At 32.9% G+C, this 25,290-nt stretch carries 16 protein-coding genes; 14 read left to right on the top strand and 2 right to left on the bottom strand.

The annotated features are described in order from the left end of the window. Positions 1 to 13: 13 nt before the first annotated feature. Positions 14 to 493 (top strand): hypothetical protein, encoded by a 480-nt coding sequence (locus HNR33_RS17635; RefSeq protein WP_429085851.1) that lies wholly within the window; start codon positions 14 to 16, stop codon positions 491 to 493. A 588-nt stretch (positions 494 to 1,081) separates the two neighbouring features. Here the strand turns inward: HNR33_RS17635 and HNR33_RS17640 are convergent. Next, on the bottom strand, positions 1,082 to 1,708 hold the full coding sequence (locus HNR33_RS17640; protein WP_429085854.1) for a TetR/AcrR family transcriptional regulator: 627 nt from the start codon (positions 1,706 to 1,708) through the stop codon (positions 1,082 to 1,084). 129 nt (positions 1,709 to 1,837) lie between these two features. On the opposite strand from HNR33_RS17640, the gene HNR33_RS17645 reads away from it, so the two are divergent. Further along, positions 1,838 to 10,954 carry an S-layer homology domain-containing protein gene (locus tag HNR33_RS17645; RefSeq protein ID WP_429085856.1) on the top strand — a complete coding sequence of 3,039 codons (9,117 nt, stop codon included), beginning with the start codon at positions 1,838 to 1,840 and terminating at the stop codon, positions 10,952 to 10,954. A 427-nt stretch (positions 10,955 to 11,381) separates the two neighbouring features. Here the strand turns inward: HNR33_RS17645 and HNR33_RS17650 are convergent, their stop codons facing one another. Beyond that, positions 11,382 to 12,164 (bottom strand): class I SAM-dependent methyltransferase, encoded by a 783-nt coding sequence (locus HNR33_RS17650; protein ID WP_429085859.1) that lies wholly within the window; start codon positions 12,162 to 12,164, stop codon positions 11,382 to 11,384. Between the two features lie 469 nt (positions 12,165 to 12,633). On the opposite strand from HNR33_RS17650, the gene abc-f reads away from it, so the two are divergent. The 12 genes from abc-f (at position 12,634) to HNR33_RS17710 (ending at position 24,152) form a co-directional block, all read left to right on the top strand. Continuing rightward, positions 12,634 to 14,307: a ribosomal protection-like ABC-F family protein gene (abc-f, locus tag HNR33_RS17655; protein ID WP_429085862.1), complete on the top strand. Its 1,674-nt coding sequence runs from the start codon at positions 12,634 to 12,636 to the stop codon at positions 14,305 to 14,307. Between the two features lie 242 nt (positions 14,308 to 14,549). Next, entirely contained in the window at positions 14,550 to 14,642 is a 93-nt protein-coding gene (locus tag HNR33_RS17660; protein WP_429085891.1) for a MerR family DNA-binding transcriptional regulator, read from the top strand. Positions 14,643 to 14,933: 291 nt separating this feature from the next. After that, positions 14,934 to 16,400 carry a helix-turn-helix transcriptional regulator gene (locus tag HNR33_RS17665; protein WP_429085865.1) on the top strand — a complete coding sequence of 489 codons (1,467 nt, stop codon included), beginning with the start codon at positions 14,934 to 14,936 and terminating at the stop codon, positions 16,398 to 16,400. A gap of 268 nt (positions 16,401 to 16,668) precedes the next feature. Beyond that, on the top strand, positions 16,669 to 17,478 hold the full coding sequence (locus HNR33_RS17670) for an effector binding domain-containing protein (RefSeq protein WP_429085868.1): 810 nt from the start codon (positions 16,669 to 16,671) through the stop codon (positions 17,476 to 17,478). Positions 17,479 to 17,699: 221 nt separating this feature from the next. Continuing rightward, entirely contained in the window at positions 17,700 to 18,929 is a 1,230-nt protein-coding gene (locus HNR33_RS17675; protein ID WP_429085870.1) for a hypothetical protein, read from the top strand. A 155-nt stretch (positions 18,930 to 19,084) separates the two neighbouring features. After that, positions 19,085 to 19,447: a hypothetical protein gene (locus tag HNR33_RS17680; RefSeq protein ID WP_429085873.1), complete on the top strand. Its 363-nt coding sequence runs from the start codon at positions 19,085 to 19,087 to the stop codon at positions 19,445 to 19,447. A gap of 2 nt (positions 19,448 to 19,449) precedes the next feature. After that, on the top strand, positions 19,450 to 19,614 hold the full coding sequence (locus HNR33_RS17685) for a hypothetical protein (RefSeq protein WP_429085875.1): 165 nt from the start codon (positions 19,450 to 19,452) through the stop codon (positions 19,612 to 19,614). Positions 19,615 to 20,355: 741 nt separating this feature from the next. After that, positions 20,356 to 20,985 (top strand): Vat family streptogramin A O-acetyltransferase, encoded by a 630-nt coding sequence (locus HNR33_RS17690; protein WP_429085878.1) that lies wholly within the window; start codon positions 20,356 to 20,358, stop codon positions 20,983 to 20,985. Between the two features lie 629 nt (positions 20,986 to 21,614). Continuing rightward, positions 21,615 to 22,610, top strand: coding sequence for an NADH:flavin oxidoreductase (locus HNR33_RS17695; protein ID WP_429085880.1), 996 nt, complete (start codon positions 21,615 to 21,617; stop codon positions 22,608 to 22,610). 43 nt (positions 22,611 to 22,653) lie between these two features. Then, positions 22,654 to 23,070: a GNAT family N-acetyltransferase gene (locus HNR33_RS17700; protein WP_429085883.1), complete on the top strand. Its 417-nt coding sequence runs from the start codon at positions 22,654 to 22,656 to the stop codon at positions 23,068 to 23,070. Between the two features lie 152 nt (positions 23,071 to 23,222). Continuing rightward, entirely contained in the window at positions 23,223 to 23,666 is a 444-nt protein-coding gene (locus HNR33_RS17705; RefSeq protein WP_429085886.1) for a GNAT family N-acetyltransferase, read from the top strand. 354 nt (positions 23,667 to 24,020) lie between these two features. After that, the gene (locus HNR33_RS17710) at positions 24,021 to 24,152 is read left to right on the top strand and encodes a hypothetical protein (RefSeq protein ID WP_429085888.1); all 132 of its coding nucleotides are present in this window, start codon (positions 24,021 to 24,023) and stop codon (positions 24,150 to 24,152) included. Positions 24,153 to 25,290 lie beyond the last annotated feature (1,138 nt).

A 25,290-nucleotide genomic window follows, 5' to 3' on the forward strand; every position in this document is an offset into this window, starting at 1 on the left:
GAAAGGGGATTGTATGAGGTATAAAAGAATAGCAATTTTTATATTACTAATTATTAGTTTTGTAGTAGTGGGATATTTTAAAATTACTAATAATAGAGATTTAACATTTAGTAGTATTAATGAGGCTGAACAAGTGATTGGACAAATAAAATTACCTAAGATTGAAGAAGAATATTCAATATATACTATTAAATATCATGATGATAATTTTACAACTCCTGTACTCAGAGTATATTTTCGAAACAATGAAGGTAAGGAAATTATTTTTATGACGACTTCTAACATTTCAACATCATTTGTAGACTTTGAAAGGGTAAAGAATAAGAATATACTAAATATGATTTGGATTAGAAAACATGCCATAGATTTCGAAGGATTTGAAGGGAACTATATATTGCAATGGAGAAAATCAACTCAACAGTCATATGAGTATTTTGTTACTCAAAATTATGAAGATAAACAATGGTTAGTTCAAATTGCTGAAAATTATTAGATAAAAATAAAAGATAAATATAGTTATATATATAGTTATTATTATATCAATTATTAAGAGTATAGTTTTAAATAATAAATTTGACGATTATAGCATCAAGTATAATCTAAGCAATTTTGGCTCACTCTATTATCAAAAAATGTCACCTGAACTCAAAGTGGGTCGTAGGGGGTCTACTCTAATGTTAATGCGTATTTCTATCATTATTCTATCAAAACACACGTGGAGGTGATAGTGAAGCTTGAAAATAATAAAATTAAGTAATAACAATAGTTTAAGCCATTGAGTGTATAGATGACATTCAATGGTTTTTTGTTTGTGGTAACACTTCTCGCTGCAGATTATATGATGTTCCAAGGCGAACCTTGCAAGGAAGAGGATTACTGTAATGCCTTCATGGCTGTACAGGCATCTATGGAGAAATACGACCCAAAATATAATATCAAATCTCAATAAAGCTTAATTCGAAAGCATCTGTCAGAACTGATGGGTGCTTTTTCATACCATTAGATTTGAGAAATCGGATCTTTTATTATGTCAAAAAAGTAGCCTGTAAATCATAAACATAAAATGATTTACAGGCTTTTCTTATTTTTCTACTTGAATCCCCTTTAAAAGCAATTGAAAGTGTAAAAGTGCTTGTTCTTTCAAATCAAAATCAGGATAGCGTATACACCACTCATAGCTAATACCTCTAATAGCCATGACAAAGTGGTTTGTTATGGTTTGCAATGGAATTTCTCTATGGAAAATGCCTTGATCTAGACCCAATTGAATGACATCACTAAAGATTTGGTATAATTCTCGGTTATAACCCTTGATGGAATCTGTATTAAATGTTTTATCAAGCTGTAGTTTATAGATGAAACTCATATTATCGCGGCCAATTGTATTGATCAGGACATCAGAAATTTTAGCGATGAGGGAAAGTATAATATCATCAGCTTTAGTATCAGGTGTAATAGAGCTTAAGTGATTTTTATAGTCAGAGTCTACAATAGTGACATAATCGGAAAGAATATTGGCAATTAATGCATCCTTTGATTCAAAATATATATAGAATGTACCCTTCGATACTCCTGCTGCTTCCACAATGGCGTCTACAGTTACATTATTAAAATCGTTATTTTCAAAAAGTCGTGTGGCACTTTCAAGTAATTTTCGTTTTGTTTTTTCTCCTTTTGTATTTTTATAGTTAGAAATTTCTTTTTTCATATTTTTAACCTCCTTGTTGAATTATAACAGAATATGGTATATAATGATAGCAAATATGACTGTAGTCATAAAAAGTTTTGTTTTTATATATAATACCATATTTAAGTCAATTAAAGGAGAGTGAGATTAATGAAACGGTATTTTTCAATTTTTCTTGTCCTGATTATGTTTATAAACATTATACCAATTCAGGTTTTGGCTCAAGGAGGGACAGAAACTTACGATCATGATGGGTATTCATTGCCTTCAATAACTCATGAATCATCTTTAGATTCTCTTATAAACCAACTATCCACAGAGGGTATAACCCTACCATTATCATGGGAGGATGTACCCTCTATAGAAGAACAATCAGAAGTAGAGCACAGAACACGAATATCTTACCAAATTATAAATAATGGAGAAATAGATGAAACAGCTCCAAGGTCAGCTAGGGTTAGATTTACTCTTGATAATCCGGGAAATGAACAAGTTTCTTTCGACTATAGATTATTATCAGGAAGCTCCTATATTGACAAAATAAAAAGTGTGGACTCTGGCAAGATATCCTTTGAAGCAGGAGAAACAGAGATAGAACTGGAAATTGAACTTAAACCATGGATACATAAACCTACAGAATATGGCCAGATATCAGAAGTTGATGATTTTTGGACAGGAGAACGTATATTTTTTATTTATTGTTATAATATTGAGAATGCTTTGTTTTCAGATGGTAAAAGAAGTGAAACTATACCTGTACCTATAGAAAATAGCTTTGATTATGAAATTGCATATGAAAATGCTGGTGAGTATCTCTATGATTTAGAAGATTTGGAGGATGTTGAAAGCATCCCCGAAGACCCATTGAAGTATATAAATCAAAAGGAAGAAATTACAATTGATATAGATATTGAAGATGATGTACGAACTATGATTGATATGGGCGTATTTACACATCTCCAATTGCCTACAGGCTACATTGAGAATACAAGTGGAGCTACAGGTTCGGCTAATTACAAAATTAAAAATGATACTTATTTTGAGAAAGAAGAAGCATTGATATTGGATGGCGAAACTGAAATCTCCTTTGGAGGAGAGGAAATACTTGAAAATGTAGGACTAGGCAGAAATCTTGAAGGTAATACGGTGAGTACATCACTTAAATTTACCCTAGATTATTCGACTGTTACGGAAGCGGTTTATACATGTTTCGATAGTTCGGAGCAAATACGGTTTTCAGACCAAGAAGCACCTATATTTAATGGAATTGACAGGCCTTTTGAGTTAGATTCAGATGTATCTTTGGGTGATACTGTTCCCATTATATTGAGATATAATGAGCCTGTTTATATCGATGATATTAGAATAAGTATAAATAATGAATACTATTATCCAATAGAAAAAGATGGTACAATTTCTGAAAGCTTAACCTTTCTTTATGAAGTAGATGAAGAGTTATATGAAAATAATGGAATATTATACATAGAGAATATCAGCGGAGCAATGGATCTTTCTGGGAATGAGCAGGAAGAAGCCTTACCTAGCTATGTTGATTTTAATATGAATACTATGAATATTATAAATGATTTTTTCTTTTGTGCAGAGCCTATAGTGAATATAGAGCAAGGTACAACTATACAGCCGATGGGTTACATTTCTATTCCACTAAAAGAACATACAGATTTGTCTAACTGGCTTTCGGACAACCTCAACGATACTGAAAACTTGATAACCGTGGTAAAGGCTAGAGTTATAGGACAGGAAGGGATTGCAATAGATGTCCCTCTATATGCTCAGATAGAAGGTGGATTTATTACTGAATTGACTGGGCAATTTATTCCACCGATAAACTTGACTGGTGAGGATATTGAGTATATTGCAGAGATATATTTAATGGAGTCTAGCGAGTTTGAGCTGGTCTACGGTCTTACAGCAGAATATATTGTTCAGCCAATTATCTTTATTACTTCTCCTGAAGATTTAGAGATTGAGTATAAAGAATGGCCTGCTACAGACAGGGTTTCTGCTGATGGAAAAGTGAATCTATCCTTGGACTACAATATTAAGGTTGATGCTACTTGGGATGATTCTGAGTATTTTAGGTGGACTTCCAGTGATGAAACTGTGGCAACTATTAATAGCAGTACAGGGATAATTAATTTGACAGGTAAAGCTGGTACAGTTCAATTCACACTTACAGCATCAAATGCAGGATTGGCAACTGAAGTTGAAGTGACAAGTCGCACTCTCACAGTAATGCCTATAGGAAGTTCCTTTCTATCTATTCCTGAATGTGGGAAGAACATAGAAAGTATGCATGGGCAAGATGTAATGATACAATATTCTACCAATATTCCATATAACAATGTTGTATATGGAGGAAGTGAAGCAGAAACAACTTTTACCTATACCTTGTATGAAGCTAATTACGATGGTTATGATTTTAAAAAGGGAGAGATAGTGTATACAGAGGATGAAATTTTAATAGGAGATAGTGCTAATAATTTCTTCATGATACCTTCTAAATATCTGACCAATACTGCTGCTAAGGATAGATATAGCTATATTGCAGAGGTATCTTCTCGAGAAAATGAAACAGGGTATATCTATACTGCAGAAGCAAATATTCGTGTAAAATCATTGCCTGTAAAGGCTATTCTAGATAGACCAGATAGTTTTTATATGACTGATGATTCTTCTCATTTTGATGTTAGTTTTAATATTGAAAATGAAAATGAAAATACGGAGTATCGTCTCTCTGTTAAGAAAAATAAAAGAGAAGATCCTATATATTCAGCCAATAGTCCTGAAGATATGAATCGGTATCATAGGATTTCAATAGAGTCTGTGGATCCAGATGGTCTACTAGATGTATATACTGTTTCTTTGGAAGCAAAGAATGAATGTGACGAAGTATGGTCTTTTGACTCATATACGATATATATTTATAATAGCAATGCATTAAAAATACTGGTAAATGAAGAGTTTACAAATGAACTTATTATCAAGCCATCTCTTGATTTCTCTAAGATGGACAGTAGTCAAATTATATCTGCAGTTAGCAATAATAGAAAAATGAATTTTTCTGACAAAGTCTCTCAGCTATCTATATATAATGAAAACTATAATTTAAGCAATATAGCAGATAAAATTACTTGGAAAGTAGGAAATGAAGGGAATTTAGTATTAAAATATAAAGATATTGATATAACTGAGGACACCACTCAGCTTATGAAGCCAGGAGCATCACTGGTTCTTGAGGCTATTGATAGTGGAATTAGCTCTGTAACAGCTACCCACTACAATACAGGTATAGAAACCACATTACCAGTTATAGTTGAAGACAAGCCTATAGATAAACTATATGTTTTTTACACCTATCCACAAAGTGAATGTCTGGTAACCTACAAAAATGGAAATAAAGAAGAAAAAACAGTTAAAACAGATTACTGGGGTCGTCTCGGAGTATATGAAGAAACTGGAATCGCCAGTGATGTGGTTTTTTATCCCATAGATAAAGCAGATGTTTATGGTACAACGGTTTTTAATCATTCTCAATTAGTAGCCAATCAAAATTCTTCAAATAACTTTGATATTTATCCACAAAACACAGTAAAGCTTGTGCCATCAAGTAAATACAATGTAAATCTAAATTTATACAAATACGATGATGGATCTCCTTTTACAGAGGATATTATCATACGTGGAGGCGTATATGTCAATGGAGAATATATAGAAAGAACTACTATAAACGGGAAAAAGGGCAATGAAGATCAGATTGTCAGTGCAACTAATGGAATATATAATCTAACATTTAATCCTAAAGAATTTACAGACATTTATGGACGCTTAGATCCTGATACTCAAATTGAGTATAAAATTGAAGTTTCTACTAGGGAAAATACTCACTATCCATTAATGATAGAGTTAACAAATAATGAAATCCGAGATCCTAACAATGCGAATAAAGGGATTTATGCATCTGGAAAAATTCAAGAAACGAAGGATAGTAGCATTCAAAACAATGTTATTGTCACTTCTCAGTCCCTTACATTGGATGGAGAAAAATACAGTTTTGATAGCATAATAGGTATAGGTAATACCTTTAATGAGGCAATAGTATCTATGGATTTAATTTTTTCTAATGCAAAGGATGCTATCTATGAGGTTAGTTTACAAGATAAGTTTGGGTTTTATTGGGGAAGCACAACTAGAGTAAAGCCTACGGATATCTATCCTTTTTCAAGAACGGGCGTATTACACGTTTCTATGGATATGAAACATTCTATAAACAATGGTCTAGTTTTAAGTACCGGAAGGGGAGAATCAGTTCAACTATTTCCTGTTATTAGAAAAATCGATGAACTAACTTTAATTAAACTATCTAAGCCTTTGATATTACAAAATTTATTTCTTCCTTCAATGACTAGTAGTAATAATTGGGAGAATGGGATCTATGATATTCGCTACAATGTCTTAAGTTCTATTGAAGATGCAGGTTCATACAGTAGTCTCGGGGAAGATAGTGATGTAAAAGAGATTTTAGAATTTTTAAGTGGCTTTAGTGGCAGTATTAGTTCTATAGGTCTTGAAATAATCCCTACGGAGGATCCTTTAATATATAGAGGTATAATTAGGTTTTCTTTAGGCAACTATGCAAGGGATAATCCTTCTGGATTATTTGTTACCCAAGGGAAATCAACATCTTATGAGTATCTACCTGGTTTTAGTGATATCAAGGCTATGGGCAAGGGTAATTACATTAAGCAGAGTAAAAAGACTATGGAGGAAGCGAAATCTGGAATAGGAGTATCTGGTAGGAGTAAAACCTATGGTGGCGGTTCCTATATGGAATGTCAAATCTACTGGAATAAGAATAAAAACAAATGGGATATGAGACTGCTTAAATCCGATAGTTATATCGGCGGAGGAGTTCACTATTCTAAAATTCACAACACCTCAATAGGTGGATTTCCTGTTACAGCAGAATTTAAAACTGGAGTAACAACAGAAATTGGGTTAAAAACCATCTATGATATAGTTGAAGATTCAACAGCCTATATTACTGAGTTGAGGCCTAATGGATATATCTACGGTTTTGGTGGAGCAGGTGTTGATTTAAAAGTCACCGCAATAAAAATAGGTCCATATGGACAAATTAACCATGAACAGAAATTTTTATGGTACGATTTTGAGGATATTTCAAAAAATGGACAGAAATTAACTGTATCAGGATCAACTGGTATAGAATATAAGCTTCAATTTCTATTCTTTTCTAAAAAAGGAAAGTATGAGCTATTAAGTGCAGGGAAATCATGGACATATAATGATTTTAACGAAATCAACGATGTTTTCAAAAGTGGTAAAATTATCAGAATGAGTGACGGATATTATATCATTGAAGCTGAGGAAGAATATGAGTCCGAAATTGATAACTTAACATTCCAAGATAGAAACTATCTTTACAATAACTATAGGTCATGGGGTGAAGGTTCTGGAAGATCTAGACTAAAGAGCCTTGATATATTTTCTTCGGAGAGTATAAGCCCAATTTTAACTAATGCATATCCTTCTTCTAATCCTGTAATGAGTGAAGATGGGAAAATAATGGTATATATTCATGATATGGATAGTACTAATCTACAGGATACCGCTGTAAATTTTGCCCTTCGAGATAGTATAGAAGGAGTATTTACAGAGGGTGAGGAAATCTTATCATCTGACTACCCAGATAGCGATGCAGCAATCGCTGGTACAGAGGGAAATGCTGTAGTAGTGTGGACACGAACATTTACAGATATTGAAGACATGGAAGGGAAAGAAGCTACTGATGAGGATATAGTAAATGTACTAGATGCTACAGAAATAATGACAGCAGTATATGATTCTAGTACGGGAGAATTTGAAACCATACAATTGACCAACAATAGTACATCAGATATGGTACCTGTTGTAGCTGCAAAAGGAAACAGGGCAATTGTTGCTTGGCATAGTGTGATTCCAGGAGATCGAGAAAATCCTTTGGATTTTAGTGCAGGATATGAAATATTGTATTCAACTTACGATGGGACGGATTGGGATGTACCTAAGGTATTATATAACGATACTATTGATCATGTAGAAGATACTCAAGTAGCAATGCTAACAGACGGAACATCAGCTGTTCTTTATCAGGTTAAAAAAGAAGGAGGTAGCTCAGAAATTATGGCTACTTTGCTTGATGAGAAAGGAAAAATAAAGAACAATCTTCGATTGACTAATGATGATATTCAAGATACAAATCCACAAATTACTGTTGTTGAATTACCAGATGGTGATGAAGGTTTTGTAATTGGTTGGAACACAGAGAATACTATTCAAATTCTAGCCATGGATGGTAATGGAAATCTATATAAAGAACTTGAACAAGAGATCGGTAATCCATCAGAAATAAGTAATTATTCTTACTCGGATTTTTGCTTTGTAAAAGGAGCGAAAAATCTGGATGATTTAACAATTGTATGGGACGAACCAGATATAAGCTCAGCAGAAGGTGCTTCAGATATTTATAGAGATAATATATGGGGAATAAAGCTAATAAAAGAGGCTGACGGAACCATAGGATATTCAGGAAAGGTTAAATTAGTAGAACTAGATGGGGAAAATACTGCTGATTTTTATGAGGTAGTTACAATTCCAGAAACAGATGAACTTCAATTTGTTATGATGGTATCTGATTACAGTTCTATAGATGAAAAGTGTGATTTAATTACGGCAAAATTTAGCTATCAAAATGAAATATCTGTTGATGAACCTGATTATTTATTTGAGGATGTTATTCCCGGGATGGATATGCCTGTAGCTTTCAATATTCAAAACCTGGGAATCAAGTCAATTGATAATATAACTATAACCATTGAAGGTGTAACTCATACATTTGATGAATATATAAATCCAGGGGATACTAAGGAATTAGTTGTGTTTTTCCCTGTACCCGACCCAGTCGATGATATACATTATACCATTACTGCAGAATATGAAGATTCTAAAGACATTAAAAGTGGAATCCTAAAATTAGATATGGTGGATGTAGCTATAGATAAAATTACTGTGACTAAGGAAAAACAAAGGGAAAGAGGATTCAACATTCAGCTCAGTAACAAGGCTTACGGTGAGCTTAAAGAAGGTATTCATACTGTTAAATTGGAAATATACAACTCACCTGATTTTGATATGAATAGCCCTATTTCAGAAGAAACTATTTCAGATGGAGAAAGATTAGAATTAATAAATGATGGGGCACTATCATTAGATATGGTCTTAGATGAAGATGGTTTGAAGGAATTTTTAAATGAAGATGGAGAGATTCCAGATGGCGGTGCCTTAGTATTTTTTAATGCTGAAGTTATAGAAAATGAAGAAATTATTGAAGATGCTGAAATTGGTAACGACATGAACTATATATTAATCCGCAGCCTTGTAGAAAAATACGGTATGCCTGTTAATATTGGAAGTATGCTTCATAGAACAGAGGGACAGACGGAGGTTAAGATAGAAGCTTTTAATAATTCCATCAATGGAATTTCCAATGGAAATTTCGTAGCATTTCTCAAGGATGAAAGTGGTAAAATTTTAGAAAAACAGCAAAGCTATGACCCAAATAATGGTTTAAGTAGCTTAGTTCAAATCCGTGGAGAGGAGAGTTTTAATACTAGTTTAGATTTTACACAGGAAGGTGCATTAGTGGATGTTTTCTTTACTGAAATCAATGAGAATAGTACAAAGCTTTCAATGCTTAAAATGGATGGAGTTTATCTAGATTTTAAAGATGATGTATACCAATATGATATTGATGTTAAGGATTTGAAGAAAACCTTTATTTTAGCAGAGGCAGAAGACCCAGAAAGCACTATTACGATTAAACAAAATGGTAGTCCAATTACAATCTCTCAGCTTGTTACCCTATCCTATGGAATAAACAGATTTGTAGTAACCGTAGTGAATGGAGAACAGCAACAGGATTATATTGTCAATATTAGAAACCTCAGTTCTGAAGATAGTGGAGAAGAAGATGAAGAAGATAATGATAATAGTGGGAAAGTAGATGATAGAGAAACTGAGAATAATTCCACCATGACTGTCCTTATAAATGGCATACAACATAGGGTTTCAATAAGGATTATAGATGGCAATGCCATAATTACCTTTGGGGCGTTGGAAGGTAAGAGCTTTACGGAAAATGAAAATGTAGTATTGTCTATTCCGAAGATTTCTGGAGCAAAATCATATGCCTTGGAGGTACCAGTAGGTTTAATAACTTCATCTAATAATGGATTAATTACCTTTGATACACCTTTAGGAAGTATAACGCTCTCAAGAGTCATGTTTTCTGCAATGTCAGAAAACCTAGATAAGACCACCAGTATTACTATTGAATCTGGTGATAAGTCATTATTGCCAAGAAAAATAGGAGAAGCCATAGGGGAGAGGCCATTTACGAAGTTTACGATGTTAGTTGATGGAAAAGAAATAGACTTGAAGGAATCTTATATACCAATATCTATATCAATACCATATACTCTAAATGATGATGAGCTTTTCAATGCTGAAAGTATGGTGATATGGCACATTGATGAAGGTGGTAATGTAGGATCCATACCTAATGGAGTTTATAATGCTACTACTAGAACTATGAAATTTCATACTAACTATTTCTGTGATTATGGTATAGTATATAACAAAATAAACTTTAAAGATGTGGGAAATGACCAGTGGTACAGTAAAGCTGTAAACTTCATAGCTGCAAGAGGTATTACAACAGGAACAGGCAATGGGAATTTCAGTCCTGATGATAAACTAACTAGAGGTCAGTTTATAACGATGCTCATGAGAGCATATGGATTTTCTCCTGATGTATATCCAGCAGATAATTTTGCAGATGCTGGGAACACATATTATACAAACTATTTGTCATCAGCAAAAGCTCTAGGTATTTCCCAAGGTGTAGGAAACAACAGATACGAACCAGAGAGAGAGATTACTCGCCAAGAGATGTTTGTTCTAATATATAATGCATTGAAGATAATCGGTAGTCTTCCAGAAGGTAGTTCTGAGATGACCATGGCAGATTTCACAGACGCAGAACAGATAGAATCATGGGCAAAACAAGCAATTACATTACTGATAGAAAAGGGAACAATAACTGGAAGTGCTGGAGAACTCAATCCTACAAGGAGGGCTACAAGGGCAGAAATGGCCCAGATAATGTTTAATCTGCTTTCAAAATAATCAAACTTATAATAAGCTAAATTTCTGTGCTAGAAATTGGGTATTAATATGAAACATAAAATGTTTGAAAATACTCTCCCATCAAGGAATAAACAGATCCAGACGACATCATTATTGTACTCTCAAGGCACGTGGAGACGGTGGCGTTGATAGTTAGAAAATAAGCTATATATTCAGGGTTTTAAATATTCGGCAAATATTCAATATAAAGATAAGTACCCTCATACCGAAAGGTTTGGGGGTTGTTTACATTTAAAAGAGATATGTTATAACACTTGATGAGGGTGAAATTGATGGTAATGTAAAAATCCCGGATGTTCATTATTAACAAATGAGCCCTACTGTGAGTTTCGCTAGTAACCTTAAATATTATACTTTATCAATATTTTTAAAGAATTTTATGATTTTTTTATTGATAGCCCCTTCTTTATCTTTTGATAAATCGAATGGAAAAGGCAGTTATGCCATAATCGATTGCTTCAACAATTTCAAATCCTACTGATTTGGCCAACTCAATATAGTCTTCTTTTTGAAGTTCTCTTAACCTCACACCATACCCTGTTTGTATTTTTTTGGGGAGATGCACTTCAAGATAAACGCCAAAATATTCTTTTTGAGGTTCATTAATTTGTGGAATGTTAATATCCCACATTACAAACTCACCATTCGTTTTTAAAACACGATAGATTTCACTTAAAACTTGCTTATGATCCGCTTTAGGTATATACATTAGAGTAAAAAAAGATGTTGCAGTATCAAACGTGTGATCTAAAAATTTTAGATCTTTTCCATCCATGACGATTTTTAACCCACCCTCAGGAGCTTGTTCTAATTCACCTTTATTAGGATCAATCGCAATCACTTGCTCACCTTTTAGTTGACCGATGACGCCTTCACCACCTCCACCTAAATCTAAGATTCTACCCTCAAGTTTTGTGTCTGATAAATCAAAACCAAATCTTCCACCATAAAAGACTTTTTCAGACCTTTCTTTATTGATCATGGTATGGACATAATGACTCGCATCAAGTTCATTTACAAACCATTCATCGTTTAATCTGATGGCATCAATCACTTTATTTTCAACAAGGTTTATAATTTGGTCTTTCATTAGATTCAATTCCTCTTGTTTATAATGATTGTATGATTTTTGAAATTCATGATACAATTCATTAATATTAATATACGTCATATGGTTATGTATTTTCATATGTTATCCCCTTTTTTATTACATTATGTACATATATTACCATTTTTGAACCTATAAAACAAATCATCCTTAAACAAAAAATGCATGCTTAATAAATATGTACTTTTGATCAGCTATTCAAAAATAATTCTTTTTAATAGAAGCAATCCCCTATAAAAAATTACTTCACTGTGATAATGTTCTATGTTGTTTATAAAAAAGAAAAGAATTATGATATACATTAATAAGATTAGTAACTTACTAAAATTTCCATATAGTAGGTCTCCTTTAAATACAGTAATTGATATAATTAATGACTATCGATTTCAAGTATTTTTATGAAAAAAGATTAAGGTATTAACTCATGTAAGCACATGATATATTATATATTGATGATAAATTACCACAAGTTGTATAAAAAAATAATAACGTTTGTTTTATAGAGGTATTTATATTTCAATAAGTTTTAGAATGGAGAGAAAAAATTAAAATGCATGAAATATCTTTTGATTGTGTAAAAAAATATATGGGTACAGCGCTTATTTTTAAGAATATTTCATTTCTAATTAAAGAGGGCGAAAAGGTAGGCATAATAGGTGATAATGGAAGCGGTAAGACTACCATTCTTAAATTAATTGCAGGAATATTAAAGCTTAATCATTGTGCGGGGTATCCTTATGCTCCGGTCCCTCCTGGATATGATGAGGGATGGGTGAATATTTCCAAATATACTAGTTGCGCCTATCTTGAGCAAATACCACAATATGATGATGAAATGAAGGTAATAGATGTTTTAAACTTAAGCTTCGAAGAGATATATCGTATAGAAATGGAAATGCGTGAGCTAGAAAAAGATATGATGAATTTTGATGACAATGATTTAAAAAAAACTTTGACGAAATACAGTGAGCTAACCCAGTTATATGAATTCAAGGGAGGATATGAAATTGGAGAAAAGATAAGCAAGATATGCAAAGGACTAAAATTTGATGAAAACTTTTTGAATAAGGACTTTAATTTGCTAAGTGGTGGAGAGAAAACGACTGTTACTCTTGGTAAACTTCTAATTGATGCCCCAGATGTGTTACTACTTGATGAGCCTACCAATCATCTTGATATGGATTCAGTAGAATGGTTAGAGACCTACATCAAGAACTATAAAGGAATAGTTATTGTTGTATCCCATGATAGATACTTTCTTAATCATGTTGTTGCAAAAATCATTGAGATAGAGAATAAAGAAAGTGAATCTTACATGGGTAACTATACTGAGTATATTAGGCAAAAGGAAGAGAAGTTAAGAATTCAATCCAATGATTATAAAGAGCAGCAGAAGAAAATAGATAGTATTGAACAGTCTATCAAGGAATTAAAGCAGTGGGCTATGAAAGCTGATAACAATAAATTTTTCAAAAGGGTTGCTAGTATGCAAACTAAGCTTGATAAAATGGAAAGGATTGAAAAGCCCATTTTAAACAAGAGTAATATGAAGATGAATATTAAAACAACGGAACGCTCAGGAGATATAGTAATAAAATCTACAGATTTATCCAAAAGTTTTGAAGATAGAATAATTTTCAAAGATTCCAATCTTTTAGTTAAATATAGTGAAAGGGTTGCACTCGTTGGTCCTAATGGCTGCGGCAAAACCACTTTTCTGAAAATGCTGCTAGGAGAGGTATTACCAGATAAAGGTGAAGTGGTTTTAGGTGCAAATGTAATGATGGCTTATTTACCTCAGAACATAGTTTTTGAAAATGAAGAACTCACAGTCCTCCAGTATTTTCGGAAGGATATTTCTGTCCTTGAAGGAAAGGCAAGAGAGTATTTAGCAAAATTCATGTTTTTTGGGGGGAATGTTTTCAAAAAGATCAAACTTTTATCTGGAGGTGAAAGAGTCCGTCTAAAGCTAAGTAAACTACTTTTTCAAAATGTCAATCTATTAATTCTTGATGAACCAACAAACCATTTGGATATAGCTTCTATAGAAAGTATAGAGGCGGCACTATCTCATTTTAAGGGGACAATCTTTTTTATTTCCCATGACAGATATTTTATTAATAAAATCTGTGATAGATTAATTGCAATAGAAGATCAAGCTTTCGTAAGCTATCTTGGCAATTATGATTCCTACAAAAGTGAAAAAACTATAAAAGATGAATAGGCTAGATTTTTGCTGCCGTAAGCTCCCTTCTCTATACATGTTTTACTACAAAGATATTAGTTGTATAATGATGGTTTGCATCATTTCAGACGTACAGCCAGGAGTGAATTAAGTATACGGGAATAGATTTTATAGTTAAAGACTTTCTATATAATCTCATGTAAAGATATTTTATAAATTACTATTGACTTTGATGTCATGTTGTCCTTTATAATTTAATTGGAAAGGGGATGGTGGTTTTGATGACAATTAGTGAGGTATCAAGAAGCTTCAATATTTCCACAAGAACGTTGCGTTATTACGAAAAGATGGGGCTGATGTTCGGTTGGGACTAAAACGCTGAATTGACAATGAATGGTTCGGTTGGTATTATTTAAGGCAAAGTTGTTTTATTATATGAGCTTACTACTTGATTTGCGCAGGTGCTGTAAATTTATATTATGAGAGATTAAATCGTATATTTGAAGACTTTGTTAAATGCCTATTGATTGAAATATAGACGGAACCATTATAATTAAAAACTGTTCTTAGCGGTGAGTTTTTTAGAGCGGACAAAACGCCGCATTTTAAGACATGACTTTATGGGTGATGCTATTGTAAAATATTCATTGAAAGGAGGGTGGCTTGTGAACTGGATTCAATGTCTTTCGAAAGCTATTCATTACATCGAAAAGCACTTGACTGACGATATTAACATAGACGAAGTATCGAACCAATCCTATGCGTCAAGCTCGCATTTTCAGCTTATTTTTCATTTGGTGATGGGCATGACCATAGGCGAGTACATCCGCAACAGACGACTTAGTTTAGCTGCACAAGATTTGTTACAACCAAATAGCAGAATCATTGATGTGGCTATGCGGTATCAATACGATACGCAGGAGAGCTTTTCCAAGGCGTTTACGCGGTTTCACGGCGTGCCGCCATCGAAAGTGCAGTGGGGAAAGGTTAAGCTGTTTTTTCCGCTGTCCATTAACGTTATCATTCAAGGAGGATTTGATATGTCACGTAAACTGATTGACGAGTTTTATTGGAGCGACATCGAATGGCAAAAGGGCGAGAAACTGACGGATGCCGAGAAATACAAAAGGATTGTTAGCTGGGCGGCTAAAGCAAGGGGGCAAAATCCGGGCGTTTTTGATGCGTTGACCGAATGGGTGCTGGACGATTCACAATGGAGTGACGAAAAACTCGCCGAAAACGAGCAAATTTTGATACAGGGCGTGTTTGCGCGGTTCAAAGAACAGAACGCACAACTTCGGGCGTACTTGTCAGAATTAGAGCCGTCTGGCGTGGTTAACGCAGCGGTGTTCAAGGCGTTGGATCGATTTGATGACGAGCTGTCGGGGTTGGTTCATGACAAGCGGTTACAAGAATTGGTAGCCCAGGTATTTGATGACTTTTATGCCATGCGGGAGCGCGGTATACGGGAGCAAATTGCAGGCAATAAAACAGGCCCTACAGGTACTGATAGTGTAGATTTATTTGGATATATCAATTGCTTGAAGGACAGCGATGCAGGGGTACAGTGGGCGCTGTTTATGCCAGATATGGTTGAGAGGCAACAAAAGGGCTTCAAAGTGGACAGCTTTGAATACAAAAAAATGTCCGCTATGCGCTTTATCGGGCGGGAAAGCGATGACTTAGACAATATGGAGGTTCGCAAGAAACTTTTCTGTATTCTGGACGCCATGAACGAGCATAAATCGGACTTTGACTATGATGTTTTGTTTATGCACCATTACGGGCTAGGCGTGGATGTTGGCCCGTGGCATGGTGTTTGGGGGCGGTTCATGAAAGCGGACACTCCTGTGCCTGATGGATTTCTCGCGTTTGACTTTGTGCCGCACGACGTTCCTGAGGCGGGGCCGCCTTACTATTCGCGCTTCGCGTTCGCAACGTTCTCCGGCGACATGGACGCCATGCATTCCCGTGAGGGTTACGATAACGATGCCATGTACGATGTCACGCGCAATATTATCCTCGGCGATGGCGTTAATATTCCGTACCCAGAAAAATACTGGACTGCGGAAGTATTTCTTGATGGTTGTGACAAGTATAGTTCGGGTTATCTGTTTTCAGTTGGTGAGTAGCAATGAATAGTATAAGCAAACTGCCATGTTGTCTCCGTAACGATATAGCCGCATGAGTAGTCGGATTATCTACACTATATAAACCGAGACAACTGTATGCATGGTATTGACGTAAATAACTGAAATACCAATTTTTCTTAATCCCTACTTGACAGCATCTTACGAACAAATTGAAATATTGGCAAGTACAAAGATAAAGGATTATGCATATTGTACATATGATGAAGCTGCTGTGAAGCGTCTGTAGCAAGTTAACATATTGCGAAAATTGCGGATACTTTTAAAACATATAAAACTTGTTTTTCAAGATACCGAACAAACAGAGATAATTGAAGTATTTCAGCAAAACATTTCTGAGCTTGATAATGAAATAATAGCTCTCACAACTATAAGGACTATTTTGAATACATTGGTTGTTCGACTGAGTGAAAGTATAAAAGTCAATGTCAAGTTGGACTTACTTCAGGATAATGATATTTTAAGGATTGTTGAACCATTGAGCCTTTCTAAGATCAATTTTAAGGAGGAAAAATCAATGAAAGAGCTAAGTAAAGCAGTCGAAAGCTTAAACAAATTACATGATAATGAGGTAAGAATTATTTATGTGTCACCTTCCACAGTAGCAAGTATTCATTGTATAGGTGACGTTCCTGAAATTGAAAGTGGTAATTTGCTGAATCAGTTTATTAGGGACACAAAACTTTTTGAAATCAAGCCAGACTTCAGGCATTACGGTTTTAACAATCCGAATGGAAACAAGCCAGATGGAAGTGACCATGGTTATGAAAGATGGATTACTATTCCCGATGATTATGAAGTAAACCCTCCTTTTGTCAAAAAGTATTTTGCCGGGGATTTATATTGCGCTTATATGATCCCTATGGGGAACTTTGATGAGTGGTTCAAACTACTTAATTGGGTGCAAAATAACAGCAAATATGAACTCAATCTCAAAGAGCAATTAATTGAGCAGGAATGTATGGAAGAACATTTAAATTATATTAATAAATATATGCTTTCGCCTGATGACAGTACTATTCAAATTGATTTACTTTTACCTATTAAGGAGAAATTATAGTTACATAAAATATACAAATTATGAGCATAATCTACCCTTCATCACCCTGTGAGGTGACAGTGCATTCGGTAGAAATTTACTGCTGAAAAGAACAATTAGATCATCAGTAAATAAGAAAAAAGATATTGTGCTTGGGTATACCCAGTTAGATATATTTAACTAAAGGAGTTTTAACTACTTTAGATTTTGAGTTAATAATCTAATAATAGAGGAGGAGGATTATGTTACATCCATGGTTTAAAGAATACATTCTGTTGGCACTTCGGATTGATAAACTGTTTAAAAAGTCTGGTGATCATTTTATTGATGCATATATTGGGCCTGATGAACTAAGTGAAATAGTAGTAAAGGAAAATTATAAAAGTATAGGTAACTTAATGAAATCTGCAAGTAGGTTGATACAGGCTTTACCTAAGCAAAATTTTGAAAATCAACGATATGAGTTTTTAGAAAAGCAAGTTCAAGCGATGGAAATGACATTACGTATATTGAATAAGGAAAAAATTAGCTTTAATAAACAAGTTGAACAATGTCTAGATATTGAATTAAAATGGGTTCCTGAAGAATATTTTAAACAAGGAATAGAATTATATAAGCAAGGGTTACCTGGTAAAGGAGATATATTTAATAGGTTTGATAACTGGAATAAAAGAAATATTTATTCTTTTAAAAATAGAAATGAAAAAATGATTATAATAAATTCTGTTATAGATGAAATACGTAAACGTACAAAAAAAGTAGTAGATCTTCCTGTAGAGGAAAAAGTAATACTTAAGATGATTTCCAATAAAAAATTTGGAGCAGCTACTTGGTATCTAGGGAATTATAGTTCGCTTATGCAAATAAATGAAGATATTCCACTGAATGTATTTAACTTATTGCCTGTTATAAGTCATGAATTATACCCTGGGCACCATACGGAGTTTTGCATGAAGGAAATGGAATACTCACATGCTATTGATTATACTGAACATCAAATAGCTATTCTAATTAGTCCAAGACTTGTTATTTCTGAAGGAATTGGAGAGATTGCTTTTGACATAATATTCGAACCAGAAGATGCAGCAAGATGGATGCAGGAAAATATATATAAAAGACTAGATATAAAAACAGATGATGTTAACTTAGCTTGTTTAATTAAAGCTGCTAGAACAAATTCATTAGACCAGATTTATGGAAATGCTGCTATTTTGCTTAATGACGGTTGTTCAGAAGAACAGGTAAAGAAATATATGAAAGAATATACTTTGCAATCTGATGAAGTATTATATCGTGTTATTACCAATCTTAAAGAATCAGTCTTTAAAAGAATTTACTCTCTTTCTTATTTTAACGGAAAGAATATAATAAAGAATTTATTAAGCAAACAAGAAAAACAGTACGAATATTTCGAACAGTTATTAATAGAACATGTTTACCCTTCTTTATTAATTAAAAGGCACCATGATTAATAAATATATAAACATATTGTAAAAAAATATTAATTTTTTTGATGCTATAGACATGAAATGATAAAAGAGATTGTCGGTTGGGCACCAGAGCTGAAGCTTTTGACCAGATTATCGCAGTGGAGTAAGCTTCCCTTACTAGAATCAAGCCCTCAAATGTGACGACTTACTCTGGGGTTTATTCTGAAATAAGGAGAATTTTTGATGGATTAAAGGATGTTCAAGACAGAGGATTAACCACTAAGCATTTTTCGTTTAAATTGAAAGAAAGACGTTGCGAAAATTGCCAAGGACTTGGATATGTAACAAACAACATGCTATTTTTCATGGACTTGGAAATTTCTTGTCCAGTTTGCGGTGGAAACCAATTTAATAATACGGTGTTATCAATAAAATATAAGGATTATTCTATAAAGGACATTCTACGGGTGTCTGTTGGAGATACTTTGAATGTCTTCAATGATTATTCTAAAATTGTATATGTTTTAAAGTTGCTTGGAGATGTAGGCTTGGCTATATAGAGATGGGTCAAGCATTAACTACTTTTTCTGGGGTCGAAGGACAACGGTTAAAGCTAGCGAAAGAGTTGGTTAATAACGATGGTAAGAATAATCTATATCTAATCGATGAACCAACAACAGGATTACAGCCAATTGATGTAGAAAATTCTCTTATACCTCTAAACTAAACAGTAGATTCAGGGAAGTACAGTAATTGTAGTAGAACACAATCAACAAGTCATAAAGGCTTCTGACTGGATAATAGATCTCGGGCTAGAAGGTGGAATCATTGGAGGCAAAGTAATTTCAGCAGGAACTCTGGACGATCTAATGTTAGATGAAAATTCTATAGCAGGTCAATTTTTATTCTTAAAAAATTATTAGTCATAGTTATTTAAATTGTTGAAGACATGATTCTTGACATTTATAAGCTAAAAGTTTTATAATCAATGTGAAATATTAAAATAAAAATAAGGGGTGATCAGCTAAAATGATCAAATAATCTTATCCAGTTTTAAGTAGTTAAATTAGTTATGGTGAAATTCAAACATCTTTTATGTTTTTAAATAGGAGAGTCTAGTTAGAATTGCCATAAACTGCTATAAGAGTTTTGGATAGGATTATGATAGTATCATATTTAGAGTATATTTATAGAGCACTTACTAAATTATTTTTAATTATTTAATTTCTGTGCTAATCTTATTTATATGTGATATCTATAAACCTTCCAAAGCTTTTATGCACGGAAGGTTTTTGTTTTGTTTATAAATGTGAAAGGGTGATAAATATATGAGTATAAACATAGATGCATATAGTCTTCCAATGGAGAAATTAGTGAATATGATTTACTCCAATTAGGCTTGTTTTTTTAATGATTATAATAGGGCTTTATGAAAAAATAAAAAAATCTAGAGAGGAGTGAGTATTCTATGACTGGACCAGATAAGAAAAAGCTTTATCCGAATGAAAATATAAAGACGGTTTGCTATATAAGTAATTTGCCTAAAAGACCAAATGTTGAAATCGGTGAATACACTTATTATAGCGACAACAAAAAATCTCCAGAGAAATTTTATGATAATATAGAACACCATTATGAATTCCTGGGAGACAAATTGATAATAGGCAAATTTTGCGCAATTGCAGAGGGTATCAAGTTCATTATGAACGGAGCGAATCATAAAATGGATGGAATTACAACCTATCCCTTTAATATTTTCGCAGGAGGCTGGGAAAAGGTCACCCCCACAGTAGAGCAGTTACCATTTAAGGGTGATACTGTGATTGGCAATGATGTATGGATTGGTCAAAATGTTACCATCATGCCAGGTGTTAAGATTGGTGACGGTGCGATAATTGCTGCTAACTCGACAATAGTAAAAAATATTGAGCCTTATGCAATTTATGGTGGGAATCCTGCTAAATTTATTAAGAAACGTTTTAGTGATGAGAAAATTGAATTGCTGCTAAAGCTCCAATGGTGGAATTGGAATGAAAAAAAGATATTTGATAATCTTGAAATGCTAACATCAGAGGAGGGACTGAATCATCTAGTATAATTAATAATGGATTTATTTCAGGCGAAATATGAGAAATAGATGGCTTGCCAGGAGAAATATTAGGCAAAAAATATAGAAATAAGTGTATTACTATAATGATTCTCAACAAATGTGTCTTGGATTTAGATTGCATTGTTAATATGTAATAGAGAACATGATGCAAAGGATGTCATCGGAGTTGATATTTCAGAAAAAATGCTTACAGTAGAAAAAGAAAAGACAGATAAAAATATATGCTATATCTGTAAGTCTATAGAGGATATTTTTTTATTTAAAATTCACTTGACATAGTAATTAGTTCTTTGGCTTTTCACTATATTAAGTTTTTGAAAAAATTGTTAAAAGGCATCCCATTGCTTTATATTTTTTGCATATAGATAGTTTAGGGATTAGGATGATATTGACATAGACACTGATGTCTAGCTGGATGCTATATTTAATAGAACAAGTATAAGAAAGTATAAGGACATAAAGGTGAGTGATAAGATTGTTGAAGAATTATTAAAAACAGGTATATCAGTACCTTCTGCTGAAATTAATAACCATGAAAAAATGAAGTACCTAGTGTTAATAAAGATATAGGAGTTTTGGGAGAAAACAAAATTTATGATTTTAGGGAGGATATAAAAATGTCATATTTACTTAAAACACTGAATAAATGTAAATTGGTTCTGAACAATAGATTAGTTATGCCGCCTATTGCTACTTCAAAATCTGAACAGGATGGAAAGATTAGCAAAGAACTATTAGATTACTATGATAAAAAATCACAAGGTGGATATATATCGTTGATTATTATAGAACATAGCTTTATTACACAACAAGGAAAGGCTAGCGAAAGACAACTTTCTATAGCAGATGATAATGCTGTAGAAGGCTTAAAAAAATTGGCAAACACTATCCATAAAAATGGATCTAAAGCAGTAATGCAAATTAATCATGCTGGAAGTGCAGCTTATAAAGATGTTACAGGATATGAACCAGTTGGACCTTCACCTATAGTGAATCCACGTAAAGGCGATATTCCAAAGGAACTTAATAAAGATGAAATCAAGAATATTGTTAAATGTTTTAAGGATGCTGCACTACGTGTAAAAGAAGCTGGTTTTGATGGAGTGGAGATTCATTCTGCCCATGGGTATCTTCTAAACCAATTTTTTTCTCCTCTTACAAATAAGAGAGCAGACGAATATGGAGGCAATATATTAGGTAGAATTAAGATTCATTTGGAAATTATTAAAGCAATACGTGATGTTATTGGAGATGATTTCCCAATTCTTCTTCGCCTAGGTGCTTCTGATTATATGAAGGATGGAGTTACAATTGAAGATAGCAAAATTGCAGCAGTGGCTTTTGAAAAAGCAGGAGTAGATATTCTTGATATTTCTGGTGGGTTCTGTGGTTATAGTGTTCCAAACCTAACAGGACAAGGTTATTTTTCATCATTGACCGAAGCTATCAAGGATGTTGTGTCAGTTCCAGTTATTCTAACTGGTGGAATAACTGAAATTAATGCTGCTGAAAAACTACTTTCTACAGGAAAAGCTGATCTTATCGGTGTAGGTAGAGCTATATATAAAGATTCTACTTGGGCAGAAAATGCTATTAAAAGCCTAGAAATGTAAAGTTAATTGAAAATTATTTATAATAACGGAGGTAGAAATAGGCATGGATATAAGATATAGTGCTCCTTCAGCAAAAGATTATATTTCTTTAAGACATAGAACAGGAATGGGAACAAAAGACTTATCAAAGACTGAGATTGCCTTAAAAAATTCATTGTTCATTGTTACTTTATGGGATAAGGAAAAGTTGATTGCATTTGGAAGAATTGTTGGTGATCAAGGCATAACTTTTGTTATTTCTGATATTATGGTAGATCCAGATTATCAGCATAAAGGCTTAGGAAAAATGATTATGAAAGAAATTGATTCCTATTTAGAGCAGAACACTGATCAACATGCATATGTATGTTTGATTGCTAATAGGCCTGCAGACAAACTCTATTCTCAATTTGGATTTGAATATGTAGAGCCAAATTCTTGTGGCATGAAAAGAAAGCAGAATTATTGCTTTACACTTTAGTAAAAAAGTGATGGACATCTGAGTTTGACTGAGGCAAAGAAATTAGGTAGCAGTATTTATTAAAATAAGTAGGACTGAATTGCTAAATTTCGAACCACAGCAATAATCATAACCAGTAATATTATACAAATAATTCTATGGGTGGTAAATAAATGAAAATTATAAAGATTGAGAGTAATAAAAAACAATTTCTTGATTTGCTTTTGTTGGCAGATGAGCAAGAAGATATGATTGACAGATATTTAGAACGTGGAGATATGTTTGCTCTATACGATGGAGAATTAAAATCTATTTGTGTTATTACACGCGAAAATAATGGCGTATATGAGTTAAAAAACATTGCAACATATGAACAATGTCAAGGAAAAGGCTATGGTAAAAAGCTAATAGAGTATGTTTTTGAATACTACAAAGGTAAATGTAAAACTATGCTTGTTGGAACAGGAGATAGTCCACTTACAATTCCCTTTTATGAAAACTGTGGATTTACAAAATCTCACTGTATTAAAAACTTTTTTATAGATAACTACAATCATCCAATCTATGAGAATGGGAAAAAACTTGTAGATATGGTCTATTTAAAAAAAGATTTTTAAAGAAAATAAACTTAAGTTTTACTATGTTAGGACTATAGACGTCAATCCCCAAATGGCTCTCTTCACTGTCAGTTGAAGCCATAGCTTTTTCTGATATAATATATATAAAAAATAGATTACTTCCACACTAGGCACAACAACATATTCCTCAATAGTCACAATTTTATTTTTCTACCGAAACATATGTGTACAACAAGTTTTGATGATTCGTACTGAATAACCTATGGAATATGGTTTTTCTGAGATTTTGAAGCGATGTCTTAAGTAGATGTATCGTACAATAATTTCATGTCTACATAATAGTAGAACTATACTGTACAATAAATATCTATATATACCTGTGAGGTGAAACAAATGGATACAGAAAAAAAGAATTCTATTGATTTGAAAAAGTGTGAGCACGAGATTTATTTTAAGGTTGTAATTGCTGGATTAATTGGTGGTATATTTGGGATAATAGCTTATACAAATAACTGGCTAGGATAATTAGAGTTTAACTACAATTGATTCGTTTTTTGGTAGCAGGATGGATACCTGTAAAATGGACTACTGTTGCTGAGTGTTACATGGAAAAATCATAACTTCAAGAGTTATAATAATTTCGCCACGACTTCGTTCTGATACACAGTATCTGAGTGAACTGAAAGTACCTATACAGCATAACAGCTATCTCATGGCAGAGTGGCATTTTTACGCATCTGAACATGGTATTCCTTTGCTGTAATTTCTGATACTAAATTCTTATAATCCCTCTCATAGCTGAAAGAGCACGCTATGGAGGGGATTTTTTCTATGTTTTTATATTTCTCTTTAACAAATAAGTTTTGATATTATTAAAAGTAGTAGGTTCTACTTATATAAGGATGTAACAAGACATTATGGATTACATATTTAATGAATCAAGACAAGTTTATATTTCTAAAATTAATTAAGTAATGTTTTTAAAAAAGTGAGTTATTAAAAGAGATACTTTTGTATTAGTTTTTTATGAATCTAAAAATAAATATAATTAATAGCAGAACCCCATTAATTTTATATGAATTATGGGTTTTTTTATTATTATCTCTAAATAAATGAAGTTCACCTATTGACTTTGCCTTTAGGAGAAGGCTTAAACTGAAAAAGCAATAAAGAATAGGAAAAAAAGTATGGGCAAAACAGTTTTATTAATTTATATGAGGCTTATCTGAGGCATATCATTTTGCTTTTGAATGGATTAAAGATAATGGATATAAAGTAGTAGGATAACCAAGAGAATCTTATATCGATAGAATTTGGAATAAAGAAGATGAAGTGAGTGATTTACAGAGGTTCAGATTCCAATTGGTAAGTGATAATTAAATAGGTAAAATTATAGTTCCTTAAACATATTGTTTGAGAAACTTTTTGTAAAATTGAATCGATACAATTAAATGGTACATCAGGACAATTTTTAAAAAAGTATTGATACATCAATACAAAAATGACATAATAGTATTATAACATAGATACAATTTATAATAAATTATATTTGTATGCATTAAAAATAATAACAAGGAGCATTCCTGTAATAAATAAAAATGAACTTTGAAAAAAGAAATACCACCTGTTAAAATACGAGGTGTCAGATAATCTCACGTGAAAA

This window comes from Brassicibacter mesophilus, assembly GCF_050433385.1.
GTDB classification, from domain to species: Bacteria; Bacillota; Clostridia; order Tissierellales; family Proteiniboraceae; genus Brassicibacter; species Brassicibacter mesophilus.